Origin of the sequence: Kitasatospora sp. NPDC096147 (assembly GCF_044763225.1) — a bacterium.
Taxonomy (GTDB): Bacteria; Actinomycetota; Actinomycetes; order Streptomycetales; family Streptomycetaceae; genus Kitasatospora.
This window is the reverse complement of sequence record NZ_JBIWFX010000003.1, coordinates 33,349-50,641: the sequence shown is the minus strand read 5'-3', so window position 1 is coordinate 50,641 and position 17,293 is coordinate 33,349. Positions and strand designations below refer to the sequence as shown.

The 17,293-nt window shown below is 74.8% G+C and carries 16 protein-coding genes; 8 read left to right on the top strand and 8 right to left on the bottom strand.

Annotated elements, in window-relative coordinates:
* Positions 1-44: 44 nt before the first annotated feature.
* On the bottom strand, positions 45-1,151 hold the full coding sequence (locus ACIRBX_RS10735) for a polyprenyl synthetase family protein (protein ID WP_402295367.1): 1,107 nt from the start codon (positions 1,149-1,151) through the stop codon (positions 45-47).
* Between the two features lie 229 nt (positions 1,152-1,380).
* Between ACIRBX_RS10735 and metF the strand changes: the two genes are divergently transcribed.
* Positions 1,381-2,295, top strand: coding sequence for a methylenetetrahydrofolate reductase [NAD(P)H] (gene metF / locus ACIRBX_RS10730; RefSeq protein WP_402295365.1), 915 nt, complete (start codon positions 1,381-1,383; stop codon positions 2,293-2,295).
* 163 nt (positions 2,296-2,458) lie between these two features.
* Positions 2,459-3,289 (top strand): hypothetical protein, encoded by an 831-nt coding sequence (locus ACIRBX_RS10725; protein WP_402295363.1) that lies wholly within the window; start codon positions 2,459-2,461, stop codon positions 3,287-3,289.
* Between the two features lie 15 nt (positions 3,290-3,304).
* Here the strand turns inward: ACIRBX_RS10725 and ACIRBX_RS10720 are convergent, their stop codons facing one another.
* A complete protein-coding gene (locus ACIRBX_RS10720; RefSeq protein ID WP_402295361.1) occupies positions 3,305-3,559 on the bottom strand; it encodes a DUF2630 family protein in 255 nt (84 codons plus the stop codon).
* A gap of 141 nt (positions 3,560-3,700) precedes the next feature.
* Here ACIRBX_RS10720 and ACIRBX_RS10715 point away from each other — a divergent pair, with 141 nt between their 5' ends.
* Positions 3,701-4,057: a tetratricopeptide repeat protein gene (locus ACIRBX_RS10715; protein ID WP_402295360.1), complete on the top strand. Its 357-nt coding sequence runs from the start codon at positions 3,701-3,703 to the stop codon at positions 4,055-4,057.
* A 71-nt stretch (positions 4,058-4,128) separates the two neighbouring features.
* Here the strand turns inward: ACIRBX_RS10715 and ACIRBX_RS10710 are convergent, their stop codons facing one another.
* Positions 4,129-5,535: a phytoene desaturase family protein gene (locus tag ACIRBX_RS10710; RefSeq protein ID WP_402295359.1), complete on the bottom strand. Its 1,407-nt coding sequence runs from the start codon at positions 5,533-5,535 to the stop codon at positions 4,129-4,131.
* Positions 5,536-5,628: 93 nt separating this feature from the next.
* Between ACIRBX_RS10710 and ACIRBX_RS10705 the strand changes: the two genes are divergently transcribed.
* The gene (locus ACIRBX_RS10705) at positions 5,629-6,504 is read left to right on the top strand and encodes a sigma-70 family RNA polymerase sigma factor (protein ID WP_402295357.1); all 876 of its coding nucleotides are present in this window, start codon (positions 5,629-5,631) and stop codon (positions 6,502-6,504) included.
* 37 nt (positions 6,505-6,541) lie between these two features.
* Here ACIRBX_RS10705 and ACIRBX_RS10700 read toward each other — a convergent pair whose 3' ends face one another.
* The gene (locus tag ACIRBX_RS10700) at positions 6,542-7,180 is read right to left on the bottom strand and encodes a DUF4126 domain-containing protein (protein ID WP_402295355.1); all 639 of its coding nucleotides are present in this window, start codon (positions 7,178-7,180) and stop codon (positions 6,542-6,544) included.
* 495 nt (positions 7,181-7,675) lie between these two features.
* On the opposite strand from ACIRBX_RS10700, the gene ACIRBX_RS10695 reads away from it, so the two are divergent.
* The 3 genes from ACIRBX_RS10695 to ACIRBX_RS10685 all read left to right on the top strand — a co-directional run bounded on the left by ACIRBX_RS10695 (position 7,676) and on the right by ACIRBX_RS10685 (position 9,796).
* Positions 7,676-8,215 carry an SAV_6107 family HEPN domain-containing protein gene (locus ACIRBX_RS10695; protein WP_402295353.1) on the top strand — a complete coding sequence of 180 codons (540 nt, stop codon included), beginning with the start codon at positions 7,676-7,678 and terminating at the stop codon, positions 8,213-8,215.
* Positions 8,216-8,364: 149 nt separating this feature from the next.
* Entirely contained in the window at positions 8,365-9,117 is a 753-nt protein-coding gene (locus ACIRBX_RS10690) for a methyltransferase domain-containing protein (RefSeq protein WP_402295351.1), read from the top strand.
* Positions 9,118-9,403: 286 nt separating this feature from the next.
* The gene (locus ACIRBX_RS10685) at positions 9,404-9,796 is read left to right on the top strand and encodes a DUF3040 domain-containing protein (RefSeq protein WP_402295350.1); all 393 of its coding nucleotides are present in this window, start codon (positions 9,404-9,406) and stop codon (positions 9,794-9,796) included.
* 208 nt (positions 9,797-10,004) lie between these two features.
* Here ACIRBX_RS10685 and ACIRBX_RS10680 read toward each other — a convergent pair whose 3' ends face one another.
* The 4 genes from ACIRBX_RS10680 to ACIRBX_RS10665 all read right to left on the bottom strand — a co-directional run bounded on the left by ACIRBX_RS10680 (position 10,005) and on the right by ACIRBX_RS10665 (position 15,582).
* Complete coding sequence (locus ACIRBX_RS10680) at positions 10,005-12,404, bottom strand: transglutaminaseTgpA domain-containing protein (RefSeq protein WP_402295349.1); 2,400 nt, start codon at positions 12,402-12,404, stop codon at positions 10,005-10,007.
* A 91-nt stretch (positions 12,405-12,495) separates the two neighbouring features.
* Positions 12,496-13,815, bottom strand: coding sequence for a DUF58 domain-containing protein (locus ACIRBX_RS10675; RefSeq protein ID WP_402295347.1), 1,320 nt, complete (start codon positions 13,813-13,815; stop codon positions 12,496-12,498).
* A 1-nt stretch (position 13,816) separates the two neighbouring features.
* Positions 13,817-14,809 (bottom strand): AAA family ATPase, encoded by a 993-nt coding sequence (locus ACIRBX_RS10670; protein WP_402295345.1) that lies wholly within the window; start codon positions 14,807-14,809, stop codon positions 13,817-13,819.
* 233 nt (positions 14,810-15,042) lie between these two features.
* Positions 15,043-15,582: a beta-class carbonic anhydrase gene (locus tag ACIRBX_RS10665; RefSeq protein WP_402295344.1), complete on the bottom strand. Its 540-nt coding sequence runs from the start codon at positions 15,580-15,582 to the stop codon at positions 15,043-15,045.
* Positions 15,583-16,253: 671 nt separating this feature from the next.
* On the opposite strand from ACIRBX_RS10665, the gene rsmH reads away from it, so the two are divergent.
* Positions 16,254-17,222, top strand: a complete 969-nt coding sequence (gene rsmH, locus ACIRBX_RS10660; RefSeq protein ID WP_402295342.1) for a 16S rRNA (cytosine(1402)-N(4))-methyltransferase RsmH — start codon at positions 16,254-16,256, stop codon at positions 17,220-17,222.
* Positions 17,223-17,293: the final 71 nt, after the last annotated feature.

The following is a 17,293-nucleotide window of genomic DNA, read 5'->3' as shown; positions in this document are numbered from 1 at the left end:
GGCGTCCTTCGCGGGCCGTCCTGGCAGGTCGTCCTGGCGGGTCGTCAGTACTTGCGGACGGTGGCGGCCTCGGCCAGCGCCAGCAGCACGGCGCGGGCCGGGCCGCCGGCCAGCGGGGCCGCGTCCAGGGCGGCCAGCGACTGGGCCATCAGCTCGTCGATCCGGTGCTCCACCAGCTCGGCCGCGCCGCTGCGCTCCACCAGGCGGCGCAGCACCGGCACCTCCTCGGCCGTCAGGTCCGGGGCGCCGAGCCGCTCGTCCAGGTGCCGGGCGTCGGCGGGGGAGAGGCCGCGCATCGCGTGCGCCACCAGCAGGGTCCGCTTGCCCTCGCGCAGGTCGTCGCCGGCCGGCTTCCCGGTCACCCCCGGATCGCCGAAGACCCCGAGCAGGTCGTCCCTGAGCTGGAACGCCTCGCCCAGCGGCAGGCCGAACTCCGAGTAGGCGGAGACCAGTTCGGGCCCCGCTCCGGCCAGCAGCGCGCCGACCTGGAGCGGTCGCTCGATGGTGTACTTCGCCGACTTGTAGTGCAGCACGGTCTGCGCCCGCTCCAGTGCCCCGGCGTCCGCCGAGTCCCCGGCCACCGGCTCCAGCACGTCCAGGTACTGACCGACCATCACCTCGGTGCGCATCAGGTCGAAGGCCGGCTTGGCCGCCAGCACCCGCTCGGCCGGCAGGCCGGAGCGCAGGAACAGCTCGTCGCACCAGATCAGCAGCAGGTCACCCAGCAGCACCGCCGCCGAGGCCCCGTACTGCTCCCGGTCGCCGCGCCAGCCGTTGGCCCGGTGCAGCCCCTCGAACCGGCGGTGGATCGACGGCAGGCCGCGCCGGGTGTCGCTGCGGTCCATCAGGTCGTCGTGCACCAGGGCGCTGGCCTGGAGCAGCTCCAGCGCCGCCGCCGCCCGGGCGATGCCCGCCCCCTCGGCCGGGCCGCCGGCCCCGCGCCAGCCCCAGTAGCAGAAGGCCGGGCGCAGCCGCTTGCCGCCGTCCAGCAGGAACTCCCGCAGCGCGTCGGCGACCGGGCCCAGCTGGGGCGAGACGGTGTCGAGCAGCTCGGACTGCTCGGTCATGAAGACCGCGAGCGCCGCGTTGACACGCTCGCGGACGGACTCGGTCTCCAGGGGACTGACCGGGCGGGCGGTGGGCGTGGGCACGATGGGACTCCGGATCACTGGCATCACTCGGGTGACGATCAGCCTAACCGGGCGGCCGTGAGGGCCGTGCCGGGTCCGGCCGTCGAACGCCCGTCCGGGCAGCGGTGGGAACGTCCGTACGGGCGGCGGTGGGAACGTCCGTACGGGCCGTCCATCGAACGGATTGCGGGCGTCTCAGCTGGTGGACGACGTTTGGTCGGCCGTTCGCGGGGAGGGCTAATCTGCCAGCATGGCACTCGGCATCCCGTCCACCAGAACCGACCGGGCAGAGACGGTCCGTGACCTCTTGGCGGCCGGAGACCGTTCCTTCTCCTTCGAGTTCATGCCGCCCCGCACCGAGCTCGGCGAGTCCAAGCTGTGGGACGCGATCCGCCGGGTCGAGTGCCTGGACCCGAACTTCGTCTGCATGACGTACGGCGCGGGCGGCGGCTCGCGCGAACGGACCGTCAACCTGGTCGGCCGGATCGCCACCGAGACCACCCTGACGCCCGTCGCCCACCTGACGGCGGTCGACCACTCGATCGCCGAGCTGCGCAACATCATCGGCCACTACGCCGACCAGGGCGTCCGCAACGTGCTCGCGGTCCGGGGCGACCCGCCCGGCGACCCGGAGGGCGAGTGGGTCCGGCACCCGCAGGGGGTCGAGTACGCCTACCAGCTGGTCGAGCTGATCAAGGGCATCGGGGACTTCTGCGTCGGGGTCGCGGCCTTCCCCAACATGCACCCGCGCTCCGCGAACTGGGACGAGGACATCCGGCACTTCGTGGCCAAGTGCCGCGCGGGGGCCGACTACGCGATCACCCAGATGTTCTTCGAGGTGGAGGACTACCTGCGGCTGCGGGACCGGGTCGAGGCGGCGGGCTGCTCGACGCCGATCATCCCGGAGATCATGCCGGTCACCAACATCCGCCAGCTCACCCGCTTCCCGCAGCTCTCCGGCTCGGACTTCCCGCCCGGCCTCAAGGACCGCTTCCTGGCCGTCGCCGACGACCCGGACGCCGTGCGGGCGGTGGGGCTGGACCACGCCACCGCGATGTCCGAGCGGCTGCTCGCCGAGGGGGCGCCGGGGCTGCACTTCATCACGCTGAACCACTCGACGTCGACGCTGGAGATCTACCAGAACCTCGGTCTGCACCAGCGCTGAGCGACGCCCGCCCGGCGGAGGCCGGGCAGGGTGCGAACGGTCCGTCCACCTCCGGTCGGCGGCCTTGCTGCGGATGGCCGCCGGGGTCGTCCACGGGCGCGGGGAGCCTGTACAGTCGCCGGGACGCGGGGCGGGCTGGGCCGGTGAGTTGGAGGAACGCGGTATGAGCGTCGGGTACCTCGTGCTGTACGCCGCCCTCGGGGTGGTGGCGCTCTGGCTGGTCGCCGAACTGCTGCTGCAGAGCCGTGCCCCGCTGCACTGGCGGGCCGTCGCGCTGGCCGGCTTCCTGCTCGTCCCGGTCGGGATGTCCCTCTCCTCCGTCCCGGTGATCGGGGCGGGTGCGGCCGGCTTCGCGCTGGGCCAGGTGATGGTGACCCTCTCGGTGAAGCGCGGCTACACCTCGGGCTGGTCGCTGCGCCGCGCCGACGGTGAACTCCCCGGTGCGCTGGCCAAGGTGCCGCTGCTGAGCGCGGCCACCGGCGGCGAGGACCCGGCCGCCGAGGCGGTCGCGGTCGCGAAGGTCGGCGAGGTCGGCCCGGTCGAGGAGCCGTCGGCGGAGGAGCCGGCCGCCGCCGCGCCGTACGCGTTCGAGCAGGTGGGCTTCGAGCAGGCCGCGTTCGAGCCCGCGCCGTTCGAGCAGACGCCGTTCGAGCCCGCGCCGTTCGACGGCTCCGCCTACGACTACCGGCAGCAGGCCGCGTACCAGCCGGAGCCGCTCGCCGAGGACAGCGTCTACGCCGGTGCGTACTACCAGCCGCAGCCCGAGCAGCAGCAGTACTACGCCGCCGCCGACGAGTACGGCCACCAAGCGCCGGTGGGCGGCTACGAGCAGCAGTACCAGCCGCAGTACCAGGACCCGTACGCGCAGTCCGGCTACTACGAGCAGGGCTGGCAGCCGCAGGAGGACTGGCAGCAGCAGCCCGCCATCCCGCAGCAGCCCGCCCCGGGCCACGACCAGCAGCAGCCGAACTGGAACTACCAGCAGCAGCCCTGACGGCCCGTCAGCCGCTCAGGAGCGGTAGCCCTCCACCTCGGCGGCCGGCCGCAGCTTCGCCCCCGCCGGGTCCTCGCCGAACTCGGCCCGGGCCCGGCGCTGGCGCAGCAGGTCCCAGCACTGGTCGAGCTTGACCTCGATGGCGGCCAGCTCCGCCCGGGCCGCGTCCTGGTCCGTGCCGCCGGCCGCGATCCGGGCGCGGAGCTGCTTCTCGGCCTCGACCATCTGGCCGATCGAACCGAGGATCTCGGCGTTCTCCTTGCCGCTCATGGGCGTCTCCTGTGAACGAGTGGGTACCGGACCCGCTCCATCCTGCCCCACCGGCCGCCGCCCGCGACTCGGGAACACCCGGGCGGCGGCGCTGGTTGCAGGGGGCGGAACGAGGGCCTGACCGAGGAAGGAGCCCCCGCAGTGAGCTACCAGGAGTACCAGCGCGCCAACCTGTTCTTCGACTCGAAGGACTACAGCGGCGCGGCCGACATCCTCGCCCCGATCGTCGAGGCGGACCCGGGGAACCGGGCGGCCGTCGAGCTGCTCGGCCGGTCCTACTTCCACAGCGCCCAACTGGGCCGGGCCGAGGCCGCGTTCCGCCGTCTGGTCGAGCTCGACCCGGCGAACGGGTGGGCCTACGAGGCGCTCGGCCGCACCCTGCACCGGCAGGGCCGTCCGGACGAGGCGGGCCGCTACCGGCGCCTCGCCGAGGCGATGGGGACCGAGCCGGAGACCGGTGCCGTCTACGAGGTCCGGGCCGCGAACCTGGCCGACTAGGCCGGCCCGGTGCCGTCAGGTGGCCCGTCGCACTCCGTGGGGTGCGGCGGGCCCTGACGTACCGTCAGGCGTCAGGCCGGGCCGATCAGCCCGGCCACCACGCAGGCCGACATCCCGGTGCGGGCCAGCCCGCCGCCGGGGTGGGCGGCCGAGCCGATCCGGTACAGCTGCGGGTGGTCGGTCGCGTTCGGCGGGCTGAGGAAGGCCCCGCCGAGACCGGCCAGCGAGGGCGGGCGCAGCTCCGAGCGCTCGGGCACGTGCAGCCGGAGCAGCCGGTCGCGGAGGTCGAGACCGGCTCCGGCCAGGTGCTCCAGCAGGTGCCCGGGGTAGCCGTCGGGCAGGTCCGGCCCGCCCGGGGGCACCGTGACGGTGAGGGTGACGGCCTCGTGGCCCGCCGGGGCGCCCTCGCCGGGGCGGTGCACCTGGACGGTCGGGAAGCGCGGGTACTCGCCCCGGTCGAACAGTGCGGCCAGCTCGGCGGCGCCGTCCCGGGCGTGCACCACGGTGCGGACGGCGGTGCCCGCGGGGCGCTCGCCGCGCAGCGACAGGAGGACCGAGAGCCGCCGCGGCACCGGCCGCGCGGCGGGCGGGAGCAGGCCGCCGCCGGCCGCCACCAGCACCACGTCGGCGTCGATCCGCTGCTCCGCGCCCGCGGGGCCGTCGGTGAGCACCCCGGCCACCCGGCCGTCCGCGGACAGCACCTCGGTGACGGGCGTCCCGAAGCGGAACTCCACCCGGCGCTGCTCGCACCGCCGGTACACCGCCGTGGCCAGCTCGCGCAGGCCGCCGCCGACCGACCAGACGCCGAAGGACTGCTCCATGTAGGCCAACACCGTGGCCCCGGCGGGCGCGGTGCGCGGGTCCAGGCCGTGCCGGAGCGCGTACTCGTACAGCAGCGCCGTCGGGCCGGCCCCGCCGCCGAGCTCCTCGGCGGCGACGGCGGCCAGGGTGTGCGGGCGCTCGCGGCGCAGCCGGGCCAGGCCGCGCCGGGGCGGTGCGGGGTAGGGGTCGGTGTGCAGCGGGGTCGGGTCGGCGGGCAGCGGCTCCTCCAGCAGCGGGCGGCGGGTGGCCTCCCAGACCGTGCGGGCCCGGTTGCTCACCTCGCCCCAGCGCTCGCCCGTCCCCGGCCCGAAGGCGGCGTCCAGCGCCTCGGCGACCCGGCCCCGGGAGGCGTTCGGCAGCACCAGCTCGGTGCCGTCCGGGAAGAGGTGCCGGCTCTCCGGGTCGACCGGGGCCAGCCGGACCAGCTCCTCCAGCGGCTCGCGACCGCTCTTCAGCGCGAGGTCGCGGTAGACGGCGGGCAGCGCCAGCAGGGTCGGGCCGGTGTCGAAGCGGAAGCCGTCCGCTTCGTGGCGGCCGAGCTCCCCGCCGTACGTGGGCCCCGCCTCACAGACCGTCACCCGATGCCCCAGCGTGCCCAGCCGCGCCGCCGCGGCCAGTCCGCTCATCCCCGCGCCGACGATCACGATCCGTGCCATGCGGACGATCCTAGGGGCTGTCTCCCGGGTGGGGCCGGGCGGCTCGGAGGGGGCCGTGGCTGACGGTCCGTCAGCTGGTCCTAGGGTGGCGGCATGGACGCAGAGATCGTGCTGGCGGAGCGGTTCGAGGCCGAGCGGCCCGCGCTCCGGGCGGTGGCCTACCGGATGCTCGGCTCGCTGGCCGAGGCGGAGGACGCGGTGCAGGAGGCGTGGCTCCGGCTGAGCCGTGCGGACGTGGCGGAGGTGCGCAACCTCGCGGCCTGGCTGACCACCGTGGTCGGCCGGGTCTGCCTGGACCAGTTGCGGTCCCGGAAGGCCCGCCGGGAGGAGAGCACCGACTTCCAGCTGCCGGACCCGGTGGTCTCCGACCTAGTGGACGCCGATCCGGAGCGGCAGGCGCTGCTCGCCGACGAGGTCGGCCTGGCCATGCTGGTGGTGCTGGACACCCTGCCGCCCGCCGAGCGGGTGGCCTTCGTGCTCTACGACATGTTCCAGGTGCCGTTCGAGACCGTGGCGCGGATCGTGGACCGCGAGCCCGCCGCCGCCCGGCAGTTGGCCTCCCGGGCCCGCCGCCGGGTGCAGGGCGCGACCCCGCCGGAGGAGCCGGACCGAGGGCGGCAGCGGGTGGCGGTCGAGGCGTTCCAGGACGCCGCCCGGGACGGGGACTTCGACGCGCTGCTGGAGATCCTCGACCCGGACGTGCTGCTCCGGGTGGACTCCGGCCCCGGCCTCAGCCAACTGCTCCGGGGCGCCCGGCTGGTCGCCGCGCAGGCGGCCCGGTTCGCCGGGCTGGCCCCGTTCGGGCGGCTGGTGCTGGTCAACGGGCAGCTCGGCAGCCTGGTCGAGCCGGACGGCCGGCCGTACTCGCTGCTGGCCTTCACCGTCCGGGACGGCCGGATCACCGAGATCGCGATCCTGGCCGACCGCGAGCGGCTGGCCCGGCTGGACCTGCCGCCCGCACTGTCCTGACCCGCACTGTCCTGACCCGCGCCGTCCTGACCTCGGGTCAGTACGGCATCCGGCTGGCGCCGCCGGCCTGCCCCGCAGGGGTGCGGCCGGCGGCGCGGTCCGCCTTGCGCTCCCGGCGGCGGGCCAGGAAGCGGCGGATCCGGGTGACCGCGAACCACACCAGCAGCGCGCCGACCAGCAGCAGCACGGCGGCGGCCGAGGCGGCCAGCCAGGGGTGGAAGATCGCCAGGGTGACCAGGCCGGCCACCGAGAGGTCCTCCGCGACGCTGGCCACGACGTTGCTGGCCGGCTCCGGCGAGGTGTTGATCGCCATCCGCAGCGAGGCCTTGATCAGGTGGCTGACCAGCGCCGTGGTGCCGCCCACCGCCCCGGCCGCCACCTCGCCCAGCGAGCCCGGGTCCTGACTGGCCAGCAGGGCGCCGATGGTGGCCCCCGCGATCGGGCGGATCACGGTGTGCACCGCGTCCCAGACCGAGTCCACGTACGGGATCTTGTCCGCCACCGCCTCGCAGAGGAACAGCACGGTGGCCGCGATCAGCACGTCCGTGCGCTCCAGCGCGGGCGGCACCGAGTCGGCCCCGCCGAACCGGCCCAGCAGGCCGAGCAGCAACACCACCGCGTAGGCGTTGATGCCGCTCGCCCAACCGCTGGTGAAGACCAACGGGATGACGCTCATCCGCTCCCCCTCGTGAACACTCCTGGCGCTGTCAGGACGACACCGTACCGGTGCCGGTTCCCCCGCTGCCGAAGGTGAGTACGGATACTCAGACGCGCACTTGAGTACGGCGACGGATACCCGCCCGACCTGCGGGAACGGCAGAGTTGGGGCCACCCGGAGCGACGGACCGTCAGGTCCCCTCCGGACAGCGGCCCGACGTCCACGGACTGTGGGGGACCGGTGGGCATCCACTCGGGCCGCGACAACGGGCCGGGTGCGGCCGCGGACCGCCGACACGGGGCGGCGGACCGCGGTACGGGGGAACGCCGGGCCTGGGGGGACCCACCCGGGGGGCCACGGGGGAACCACGGGGGGACGCGTCCGGGCGTCCCGCACCGGTCGGTGCGGGGCGCCCGTGCGTCATCGCCCACTACCAGATTGTCAGTGCCTCCGTCCACCATGGAGTGGTGTGGACCGTCCGGTCCGCACGACCGCCGTGGACCGGGGGAGAGTATGACCATCAGTCAGCCCGAGACCGCCCCACTGCTGCCCGCCCCGTCCGGCCCGCCGTACGTCCCGGCCGGCCGCCTCCGGGGCGCCGACATCCACCCCGTGCCGCGCCGGGCTGCCGCCCCGCCGGCCGCCCTCGACCTGCTCCGGCACGCCGAGCTGACGCTGCTCCAGGCCCGTCAGTACGAGGACCCGCTGCAGCGCTACTCCACCGCCCACCTGGCCGCGCTGCGGACCACCGCCGCGGTGCTGGCCGTCCGGGGCCGCCCGGAGAAGCGGACCAGGCGCCGGCAGGCGATCCGCAGCGCCTGGGACGTGCTGCCCGAGGTGGCCCCCGAGCTCTCCGAGTGGGCGGCCTTCTTCGCGGCCGGCGCCCGCCGCCGCGCCGCCGCCGAGGCGGGCATCCCGAACGCGGCCTCCGGCCGGGACGCCGACGACCTGATCAGGAACACGGCCCTCTACCTCCGCCTGGTGCAGCGGCTGCTGGACCTGCACCCGGACCGACCGCTGCCGTTGGGGGAGCGGGGTGGCGCGGTGGAGTGAGGGGGAGCGGTGGGCCGGGCGGCGGGGTGACGGGCCGTCAGGCCGCGCCCCGGGGGGGCTTGTGACGCAGTGCGGCGGGAGGGGCGCCGGGGGCGTCTAAGGTGGTGGCGTCCGGCGTCCCGCTTCGCCCTAGCCGAGGAGTCTCCGCCTTGTACCCGACCCGTCCCCGCAGTGCCCTGCGTACCGCCGTGGTGTGGGAGGTGGTACGGGCCGCCCTGGAGTCCCGGGCGGCCGAGCTGGGCAAGCCCGTGCTGGAGGTGCTCGACACCGGCGGCGGCACGGGCAACTTCGCCGTGCCCGTGGCCAAGCTGGGCCACCGGGTGACCGTGGTGGACCCGAGCCCGGACGCGCTGTTCGCGCTGGAGCGCCGGGCCGCCGAGGCCGGCGTCACGGAGCTGGTCCGGGCCGTCCAGGGCGACACCCAGACGCTGCCCGAGCTGGTCAGCCCCGGCACGGTGGACGCGGTGCTCTGCCACGGTGTGCTGGAGGTGGTGGACGACCCCGCCGAGGCGCTGAAGAACCTCACCGCGACCCTGGTGGAGGGCGGACTGGTCAGCCTGCTGGCCGCCAACCGGAACGGCGCGGTGCTGGCCCGGGCGCTGGCCGGCCACTTCACCGACGCCCGGACGGCCCTGGACGCCCCGGACGGCCGATGGGGCGCCCAGGACCCGATGCCCCGCCGGTTCACCGGTGAGGAGCTGAACGAGCTGACCGCCGCCGCCGGCCTGCGGGTCGCCTCGGTGCACGGCGTCCGGGTCTTCGCCGACCTGGTGCCCGGGGTCCTGGTGGACACCGAGCCGGGGGCCATGGAGGCGCTCCTCAAGCTGGAGCGGGCCGCCGCCGAGCAGCCGGCCTTCCACGCCGTGGCGACCCAGCTCCACCTGTTGGCCGCGCTCGCCTGACCCGGTCTTCACCCCCCGTTGGCGGCACCGAAACCAGGGTCGTCCGGATGAATCCGCCGGTTCGGGCACTTGTCGGGACCCCGCTGCGTTGGGTGCCAGTGAGCGGGGAAGGTGACGTGGCCCGAGCCACGTGCACTCGACCGTCCCGAACCGGGCGCCCGGACCGTATGATCTGGGTAAAGCCGGAAAGCATGACGGCCTGGCCGGTGGGGCATATGGTCCACACAACGACCCGAGCCAGGGGTGGCGGACCGGTCGCCCCGCGACCGACGAGTAGGAGGACTCCGTGCCGCTCTCGGAGCACGAGCAGCGACTGCTCGAGCAGATGGAGCGAGCGCTGTACGCCGAAGATCCCAAATTCGCGTCAGCGCTTGAGGGAACCGGGCTGCGCACCTACACCCGTCGGCGGGTCTACCTGGCCGCCGCGGGGTTCGTGGTGGGCATCGCCCTCCTGATGGGGGGCCTCGTCGCCAACGTACCCGTGGTGGGCGTGGCCGGTTTCGTGGTGATGCTGGGCTGCGCGGTCTTCGCCGTGAAGGGCTGGAAGCGTGGTCCGGCCGGGCCGGGAGCGGGGGCCAAGGACTCCCCGCCACCCCGACGCAAGGCCGGTGTGATGGACCGGATGGAGCAGCGCTGGCAGCGCCGCCGGGACGAGCACGAAGGCCACGACGGTATGTGACCCGCGCGGAAGACCGAGTTCGTGGACGAGGGCGGGCAGTCGAGAGGAATCGACTGCCCGCCCTCGTCGTGCGTCCGGCGCCGGGCCGCTTTGAGCAGAACGTCCTGAGCCGGGCGTCCCGAGCACGGCCTGCGCACGGGCCCGGACCGATCCGTCTGGTGCGGTGCGGTGCGGGTGCCGGGTCCCACCGGGACCCGGCACCCGCCCGTCAGTCCCGCTCGCGCCGCCGCAGGCCCGGCAGGCGGCGGAGCGCGCCGGCCACCCGGTCGGACCGGGACCGGACGGCGTCGCCGACCGCCGCGAAGCGGGCCCGGATCCGCTGCCGCAGCCGGGCCGAGGAGGGCGGCAGCAGGACCGCCCGGGTCCGGCCCCGCCGACCGGCCGAGGCCCGCAGGCCCTCGGCGGCGGTCCGCACGTCGGCCCCGAGCGGCAGCCCGGCGTCGGTGCTGCGGGCGTAGAGCACCCGCTCGGTGGCCAGCGCCACCCGCCCGGCGGCGGCCGTGGCGGTCTCGTCCAGCTGCCCCGCCTCGGCGATCCGGCGGACGGCGGTGCGCGGGGTGCGCGAGTCGTCCGGCGGGATGCCGAGGTCCCAGGCGGTGTCGATCAGCTCCTCCCAGGCGGCCAGGACCTGGCGGTCCGTCAGCTCGGTGCCGCCGTCCCCGCCCGGGGACCGCCGGCCGGTGCCGAGCCGACGCCGGCGCTGGCGGATCCGCCAGAGCATCGGGGTGGCCAGCATGGCCAGCACCAGCAGCGCGGCCAGGGCCCAGACCAGCACCGTCCACTCCTGCCACCAGGGCCGCTCGACGAGCTGGACCGCAGTGGTCTGCTGCTCGTCGGCGCAGCCGTCCTGGCGCTGCTGCTGCGCGGTGCAGCTGCTGCTGGCGCTGGGGGCGGCCGAGGGCGCCGCGGTCGGGGCGGTGGTGGCCTCGGTCGGCTGGGCGGTGGGCGCCGGGGCGGCCTTCTCGGTGGTGTACTCGGGCTGGGAGCCCCGGCTCGGGGTGGGCTCGAAGCGCAGCCAGCCGGAGCCGGGGAAGTACAGCTCGGGCCAGGCGTGGTAGTCCTGGCTCCGCACGGTGAAGGCGCCCCGGCCCATGTCGGTGCCGGGGGCGAAGCCGATCGCGACCCGGGCCGGGATGCCCAGCGAGCGGGCCATCGCGGCCATGGTGCCGGCGTAGTGCACGCAGAAGCCGGTCTTCTCGCGCAGGAAGCGCTGGATGCCCTCGTTCCCCATCGTCCCGGGGACCTTGAGGCTGTAGCGGAACTCGTCGCCGGTGAACCAGTTCTGCAGGGCCACCGCCTGGTCGTACGGGTTGTTCTTCCCGGCCACCATCCGCCTGGCGGTGTCCTTGACCACCGCCGGCAGGTCGGCCGGCAGCTCGGTGAAGCGGCGCATCTCCTCGGGGGCCAGCGGAGCGGAGCGCAGCTGTGCCGGGGTCGGGCTGACCTCCGTGCTGAACACGGTGTACGCCAGGCCCCCGCTGTTCGACTTGCCGTCACTGACCACCGAGCGGGTGGTGGGCTCGTACTTCCAGTTGCCCTTCACGTTGATCGACGCGGCCGGGTAGGCCATCGGCAGCCAGTCGATGGCGAGCGTGCTGGCGAGCTTGACGTCGGTGCGGAAGCCGCTCGTCCGGACGTCGTCCGCCAGGCCGGGCGGGGACGGGAACTGGGCCGGCAGGTTCTGCAGGCGCTGCTCGGAGGCCGTCCACTCGGAGCCGTTGAAGTTGTCCAGCGCGCTGATCCGCAGGTAGAGGTCGGTGGCGTTGGTGTCGGTGGTGAAGGTGAACATCTCCGTGTTCTGCTCGCTCCGCAGGCTGGAGGTCAGCGCGACCACCGGGTTGAGCGAGGTGATCTGCTTGCTGCCGCCGCCGAGGCCCGGACCGCCGCCCTTGCCGTCGAACAGGCCGAGGCCGGTGGTGGGGACCACCAGCGGGATCAGCACGGCGCAGGCCAGGGCGAGCAGGCCGACCCGGTGGCCGCTGTGCGAGAGGGAGCCGGTGCCGTCCTGGGAGCTGCCGTGGAAGACCCGGCCCCAGCGGGACAGCCGGTCCTGGCCCTCGGCGAAGAGCAGCAGCAGGTAGCCGGCGGCGGACAGCAGGAACCACAGCCAGGCGTTCTCGCTGCCGTTCAGCCCGGTGCCGACGGAGTACAGCGCGAGCAGCGGCAGCCCGGCCAGCGCGGCCCGGCGGAAGGTCACCGCGAGGGCGTCCACCAGCACCGCGATCAGGGCCACCGCGCCGACCAGGATCAGCTGCACGCCCTCGGTCGCCGGGGCCGGTGCGGTGTACTCCTGGACGGTCTTCTGACCCTCCGACAGCAGGGTGCCCAGCGCGCTCAGCGCGTCCGGCCCCGGCAGCACCACGTAGTCCATCGCGCGCTGCACGAACAGCAGCATCACCAGGTAGACGACGGCCAGCAGTTGGAGCGGCACCTGGAGCGCGCGGGAGAACGCCAGCCGGCGCAGGCCGGCCCCGACGGCGCCGGCCGCGAGGGTCACCAGCGCGGCCCGGACGATCCAGGTGGCCGGCTCGACCAGCGGGACCAGACAGAGCGTCACCAGCACGGTGGCCAGCGCCGAGTAGAGCGTGAGCTTGGCCCGGGTGGTCATCCGGTGGCCTCCCCGCTTCGGTGGGTACGGACGGCCGGGCGCGGCGCGCGGGCGGCCGGAAGGGTACGGGGGCCGGGTGCCCGGCGGGCGGTCACGACGCCGCCCCGTTGCGGTAGGGCGCGGCGCCGGCCCGCTCGGCCTGGCGCCACAGGGTGGCCACCGAGTCGCCGGCCCTGGCCGGGAGCACCGTCCAGCCGGCCTCGCGCAGCTTGGTCACCTGGTCGGTGGCGTCCTGGTCCGGGGTGTCCGGTGCCAGGTGCCGCAGGCCGGCCCAGGTACCGGTGTCCAGCAGGAAGGCGACCGCCCCGGCGGCCCGCCGCCGCAGCCGGCCCAGCCGGGCCACCTGCTCCTCGTCCAGCGAGCCCAGCACCGCGACCAGCACGCCGTCGCCGCCCTGCCGGAGCACCTGCTCGGCCCGGGCCAGCGTGCCGCCGTCGGAGAGCTCCACCACCGCGAGGGAGTCCAGCAGCAGCCCGGCGGCCTCGGCCACGGTGGCGATCGCCCCGGCCTCCGGGCCCGGCACGGCCAGGCCGGTGTCGGTCAGCAGCCTGGTGCGGTAGCCGCGCTCCAGCAGGTGCACGCCGACCGAGGCGGCGCAGCTGACGGCCCACTCGAAGGAGGAGGCCGGGCCGGAGCCCCGGTGCGCCACCTCCCGGGTGTCCAGCAGCACGGTGGCCTTGGCCCGCAGCGGCTGCTCCTCCCGACGCACCATCAGCTCGCCGTACCGGGCGGTGGACTTCCAGTGCACCCGGCGCAGGTCGTCGCCGTGCCGGTACTCGCGCGGGATCACGTCGTCGTCCCCGGACAGCGCCAGGGTGTGGGTGTTGGACTCGCCGTGCCCGGTCGACTCGCCGGGCAGCTTCACCGTCGGCAGCGGCAGCACCTGCGGCACCACGGTGAGCACGTCGGAGGCGGCGAACGAACGGTTCAGCTCGCACATCCCGAACGGGTCGGCGACCCGCAGCTGGAGCGGCCCGAGCGGGTAGCGCCCGCGCAGGTCGGAGCGGACCCGGTAGGACACCTCGCGGAAGCCGCGCGGCTCCACCCGGTCCAGCACGAAGCGCGGGCGCGGCCCGAGCACGTACGGGACCTGGTCCTCCAGCAGCAGCAGGCCGGTGGGGACCCGGGAGACGTTGTCGAGCCGCAGGTGCACCCGGGCCTCCTGGCCGGCCGCCACCCGGTACGGGCTCAGCCGCCGCCCGCCGGCCACCCGGTAGCGGGTGCGCAGCAGCAGGGCGGCGGCGGCCAGCGGCAGGGCGGCCAGCAGCACGGAGACCTGGAGCAGGGTGTCCTGGCCGAAGACGTAGGCGCAGAGCGCGGCGGTGATCCCGGCGGCCAGGAAGGACCGCCCCCGGGTGGTCAGGCCGCGCAGTCCGGTGCGCAGTCCGGTCGGACTGCCCTCCTTGGCCACCTCAGACCCGGCCCTGCGCGCGCGGGATCGGCAGGCTCGCCACCAGGTCGGTGACGATCTGCTCGGTCGAGCGGCGGCTCAACTGGGTCTCGGCGGTGGGCAGCAGACGGTGCGCCAGCACCGGTACGGCCAGCGCCTGGATGTCGTCCGGGAGCACGTAGTCCCGGCCGTCCAGCGCGGCGGCGGCCCGGGCGGCCCGGATCAGGTGCAGGGTGGCGCGCGGCGAGGCGCCGAGCCGGAGCTCCTGGTGGTAGCGGGTGGCGCCGACCAGCTCGACCGCGTAGCGGCGGACCGGCTCGGAGACGTGCACCGAGCGGACCACCTCGACCAGCTTGAGGATGTCGTGCGCGTGCGCGACCGGGGTGAGGTCGTCCAGCGGGCTGGCGCCACCGTGCACGTCCAGCATGGCGAACTCGGCCTCGGCGCTCGGGTAGCCGATCGAGATGCGGGCCATGAAGCGGTCCCGCTGTGCCTCCGGGAGGGGGTAGGTGCCCTCCATCTCCACCGGGTTCTGGGTGGCGATCACCATGAACGGGCTGGGCAGCTCGTAGCTGGTGCCGTCGATGGTGACCTGGCGCTCCTCCATCGACTCCAGCAGCGCGGACTGGGTCTTCGGCGAGGCGCGGTTGATCTCGTCGCCGACCACGATCTGCGCGAAGATCGCGCCCGGGCGGAACTCGAAGTCCATCCGCTGCTGGTCGAAGACGTTGGTGCCGGTCACGTCGGAGGGCAGCAGGTCCGGGGTGAACTGGATGCGGCGGACGGTGCAGTCCACCGACCGGGCCAGTGCCTTGGCCAGCATGGTCTTGCCGACGCCCGGCACGTCCTCCAGCAGCAGGTGGCCCTCGGCCAGCAGCACGGTGAGGGCGATCCGGACCGCCTCCGGCTTGCCCTCGATGACGCTCTCGACCGAGGCCCGGACCCGTTCGACCACTGCGCCGAGCTCGTGCAGTCCCGAACCGCCCGCGCCGCTCTGTCCGTTGAAGGTCGTCACCCGATTGCTCCCATGCCCCGAAAATCAGCTGGCCGGTCGGCCTGAAGGCGCATTCTTCCCTGTCAGGGGCCGGAACGTCACCCGAGTGGGCGACACGGGAGGAGTGTCCGTTTTGCGCGCCGATGCGGGGCCGGGTGCCTGCCGCGACCCGGCTGTCGGTTTCTTCCGCTTCGCGCGGTCCCCCGCACCCCCGGTCGTGCGACGTCGCCGCCCGACCGGGGGTGCGGCCGGTGTCAGTGGATCTCGCGGAGCAGGCCGGTGTGCACGTCGAAGACGAACCCCCGGACGTCGTCGCGGTGCGGGATGAACGGGGAGGTGCGGACCCGCTGCATGGACTGGCGGACGTCGCCGTCCAGGTCGACGAAGGACTCGACGGCCCAGGTCGGGCGCTGGCCGACCTCCATCTCCAGATCGCGGCGGAAGTCCTCGGTGAGGCCGAGCAGGCCGCAGCCGGTGTGGTGGATCAGCACGATCGACCGGGTGCCGAGGGCACGCTGGCTGATGGTCAGCGAGCGGATGGTGTCGTCGGTGACGACCCCGCCCGCGTTGCGGATCAGGTGGGCGTCGCCGAGCTCCAGGCCGAGCGCGGCGAACAGGTCGAGCCGGGCGTCCATGCAGGCCACCACGGTGACCCGCTGCACCGGGCGGGCGTCCATGCCGCCGTCCCGGAAGGTCTCGGCGTACCCGCGGTTCGCGGCCAGGAAGCGGTCGGTGACGGTGTGGTCGGCGGGTTCGGCGACGGTGGGGCCGGACGGGTCGGGGGTCACTGTCATGCCGATGACCGTAGTGGGATTCCGGCCACTGCGGAGGGGGTCGGGAGGTGAACGCGGCGGGTGTGACCGAGGACATGGCGGCTGAGCGGTGCGGCGCGTCCGGTTCGCCCCGGTCCGTCCGGCGTGCGGCCGGGGGTGCGCGCGGTGCGGCCGAGTGGGGGACGGCGGCCGTCGTCCCCGCTCCCACCTGCGGGAATCCATGCCGCCGGCCGGGTGGCAGGTGGCCGGGGACGATTGACTGGGCAGGTGGGAGCGGTAGAGTTCCGGCCAAGTGGAACCCCGGCCCCGGCGGTCCTGACGGACCGTCAACTGCCGCCCCGGGCCGGGCCGGTACGCGGTCCGCGGCCTCCACCCGCTCCGTGCCCACCTGGCGCACCTTCCCCGGTGCCGGGCGGTCACTCCTTCCCCGGACGAGCGGGCGGGGACCCCGGACCGCGTCCCGCCGGCGGCGGGCCCCGGAGCGGGCCGCGGCCGGACCGGCCGAGGCGCGCCGCCGGGTGCTCCCGGCCGCACAGAGGCGGCGCGATCGACCTGCCCCCCGGGTCGGGTCGTTCGTGGTCGGCCCGTCGTGCCGTCAACCGCCGTTCGCCGGCCGGGCGTTCGGCCGGGTCCGGGCGCGGCGGGGCCCCGGGTGGGGGGTGGGGCGGGTGGGATGGACCAGAATGGGCGTCATGAGCACCGACAGCCCGGCCCCCAAGCACGTCCCGGTGATGCTCCAGCGCTGCGTAGACGCGCTGGCCCCGGCGATCTCCGCCCCCGGCTCCGTGGTGGTGGACGCCACCCTCGGCCTCGGTGGGCACAGCGAGGCGCTGCTCACCCAGTTCCCCGAGGTCCGGCTGGTGGCGGTGGACCGCGACCCGCAGGCGCTGAAGCTCTCCGGCGAGCGGCTGGCCCGGTTCGGCGAGCGGGCGACGCTGGTGCACGCGGTGTACGACGAGATCCCCGAGGTGCTGGACCGGCTCGGCATCCCGCAGGCGCACGGCATCCTGTTCGACCTCGGCGTCTCCTCGATGCAGCTGGACGAGGCCGACCGGGGCTTCGCCTACGCCCAGGACGCCCCGCTGGACATGCGGATGGACCAGACCCGGGGCCTGAGCGCGGCCGAGGTGCTGAACACCTACACCCACGGCCAGCTGGCCCGGATCCTCAAGGTCTACGGCGAGGAGCGGTTCGCCGGGAAGATCGCCTCGGTGATCCTGCGCGAGCGCGAGAAGGAACCGTTCACCAACTCCGCGCGTCTGGTCGAGTTGGTGCGCAACGCCATCCCGGCCGCCACCCGCCGCACCGGGGGCAACCCGGCGAAGCGGACCTTCCAGGCGCTGCGGATCGAGGTCAACGGCGAGCTGGAGGTGCTGGACCGGGCGATCCCGGGAGCGCTGGACGTGCTGGCGCTCGGCGGCCGGATCGCGGTGATGTCCTACCAGTCGCTGGAGGACCGCCTGGTGAAGCAGTACTTCGCGCAGGGGGCCACCAACACCGCTCCGCCGGGGCTGCCGATCATCCCCGAGGAGCACCAGCCCTGGCTGAAGCTGCTCACCCGCGGTGCCGAACTGGCCACGGAGGAGGAGATCGAGGAGAACCGGCGTGCCGCGCCCGTGCGGCTGCGCGTGGCGGAGAGGATCAGGGAGACCCGCGGCTAGAGACGACGCCGGGCGGGGGAGCGAAGCGGCGAGGGAGAAGAGCGGTGCCGGTGGCCGGTGGTGGCCTGACG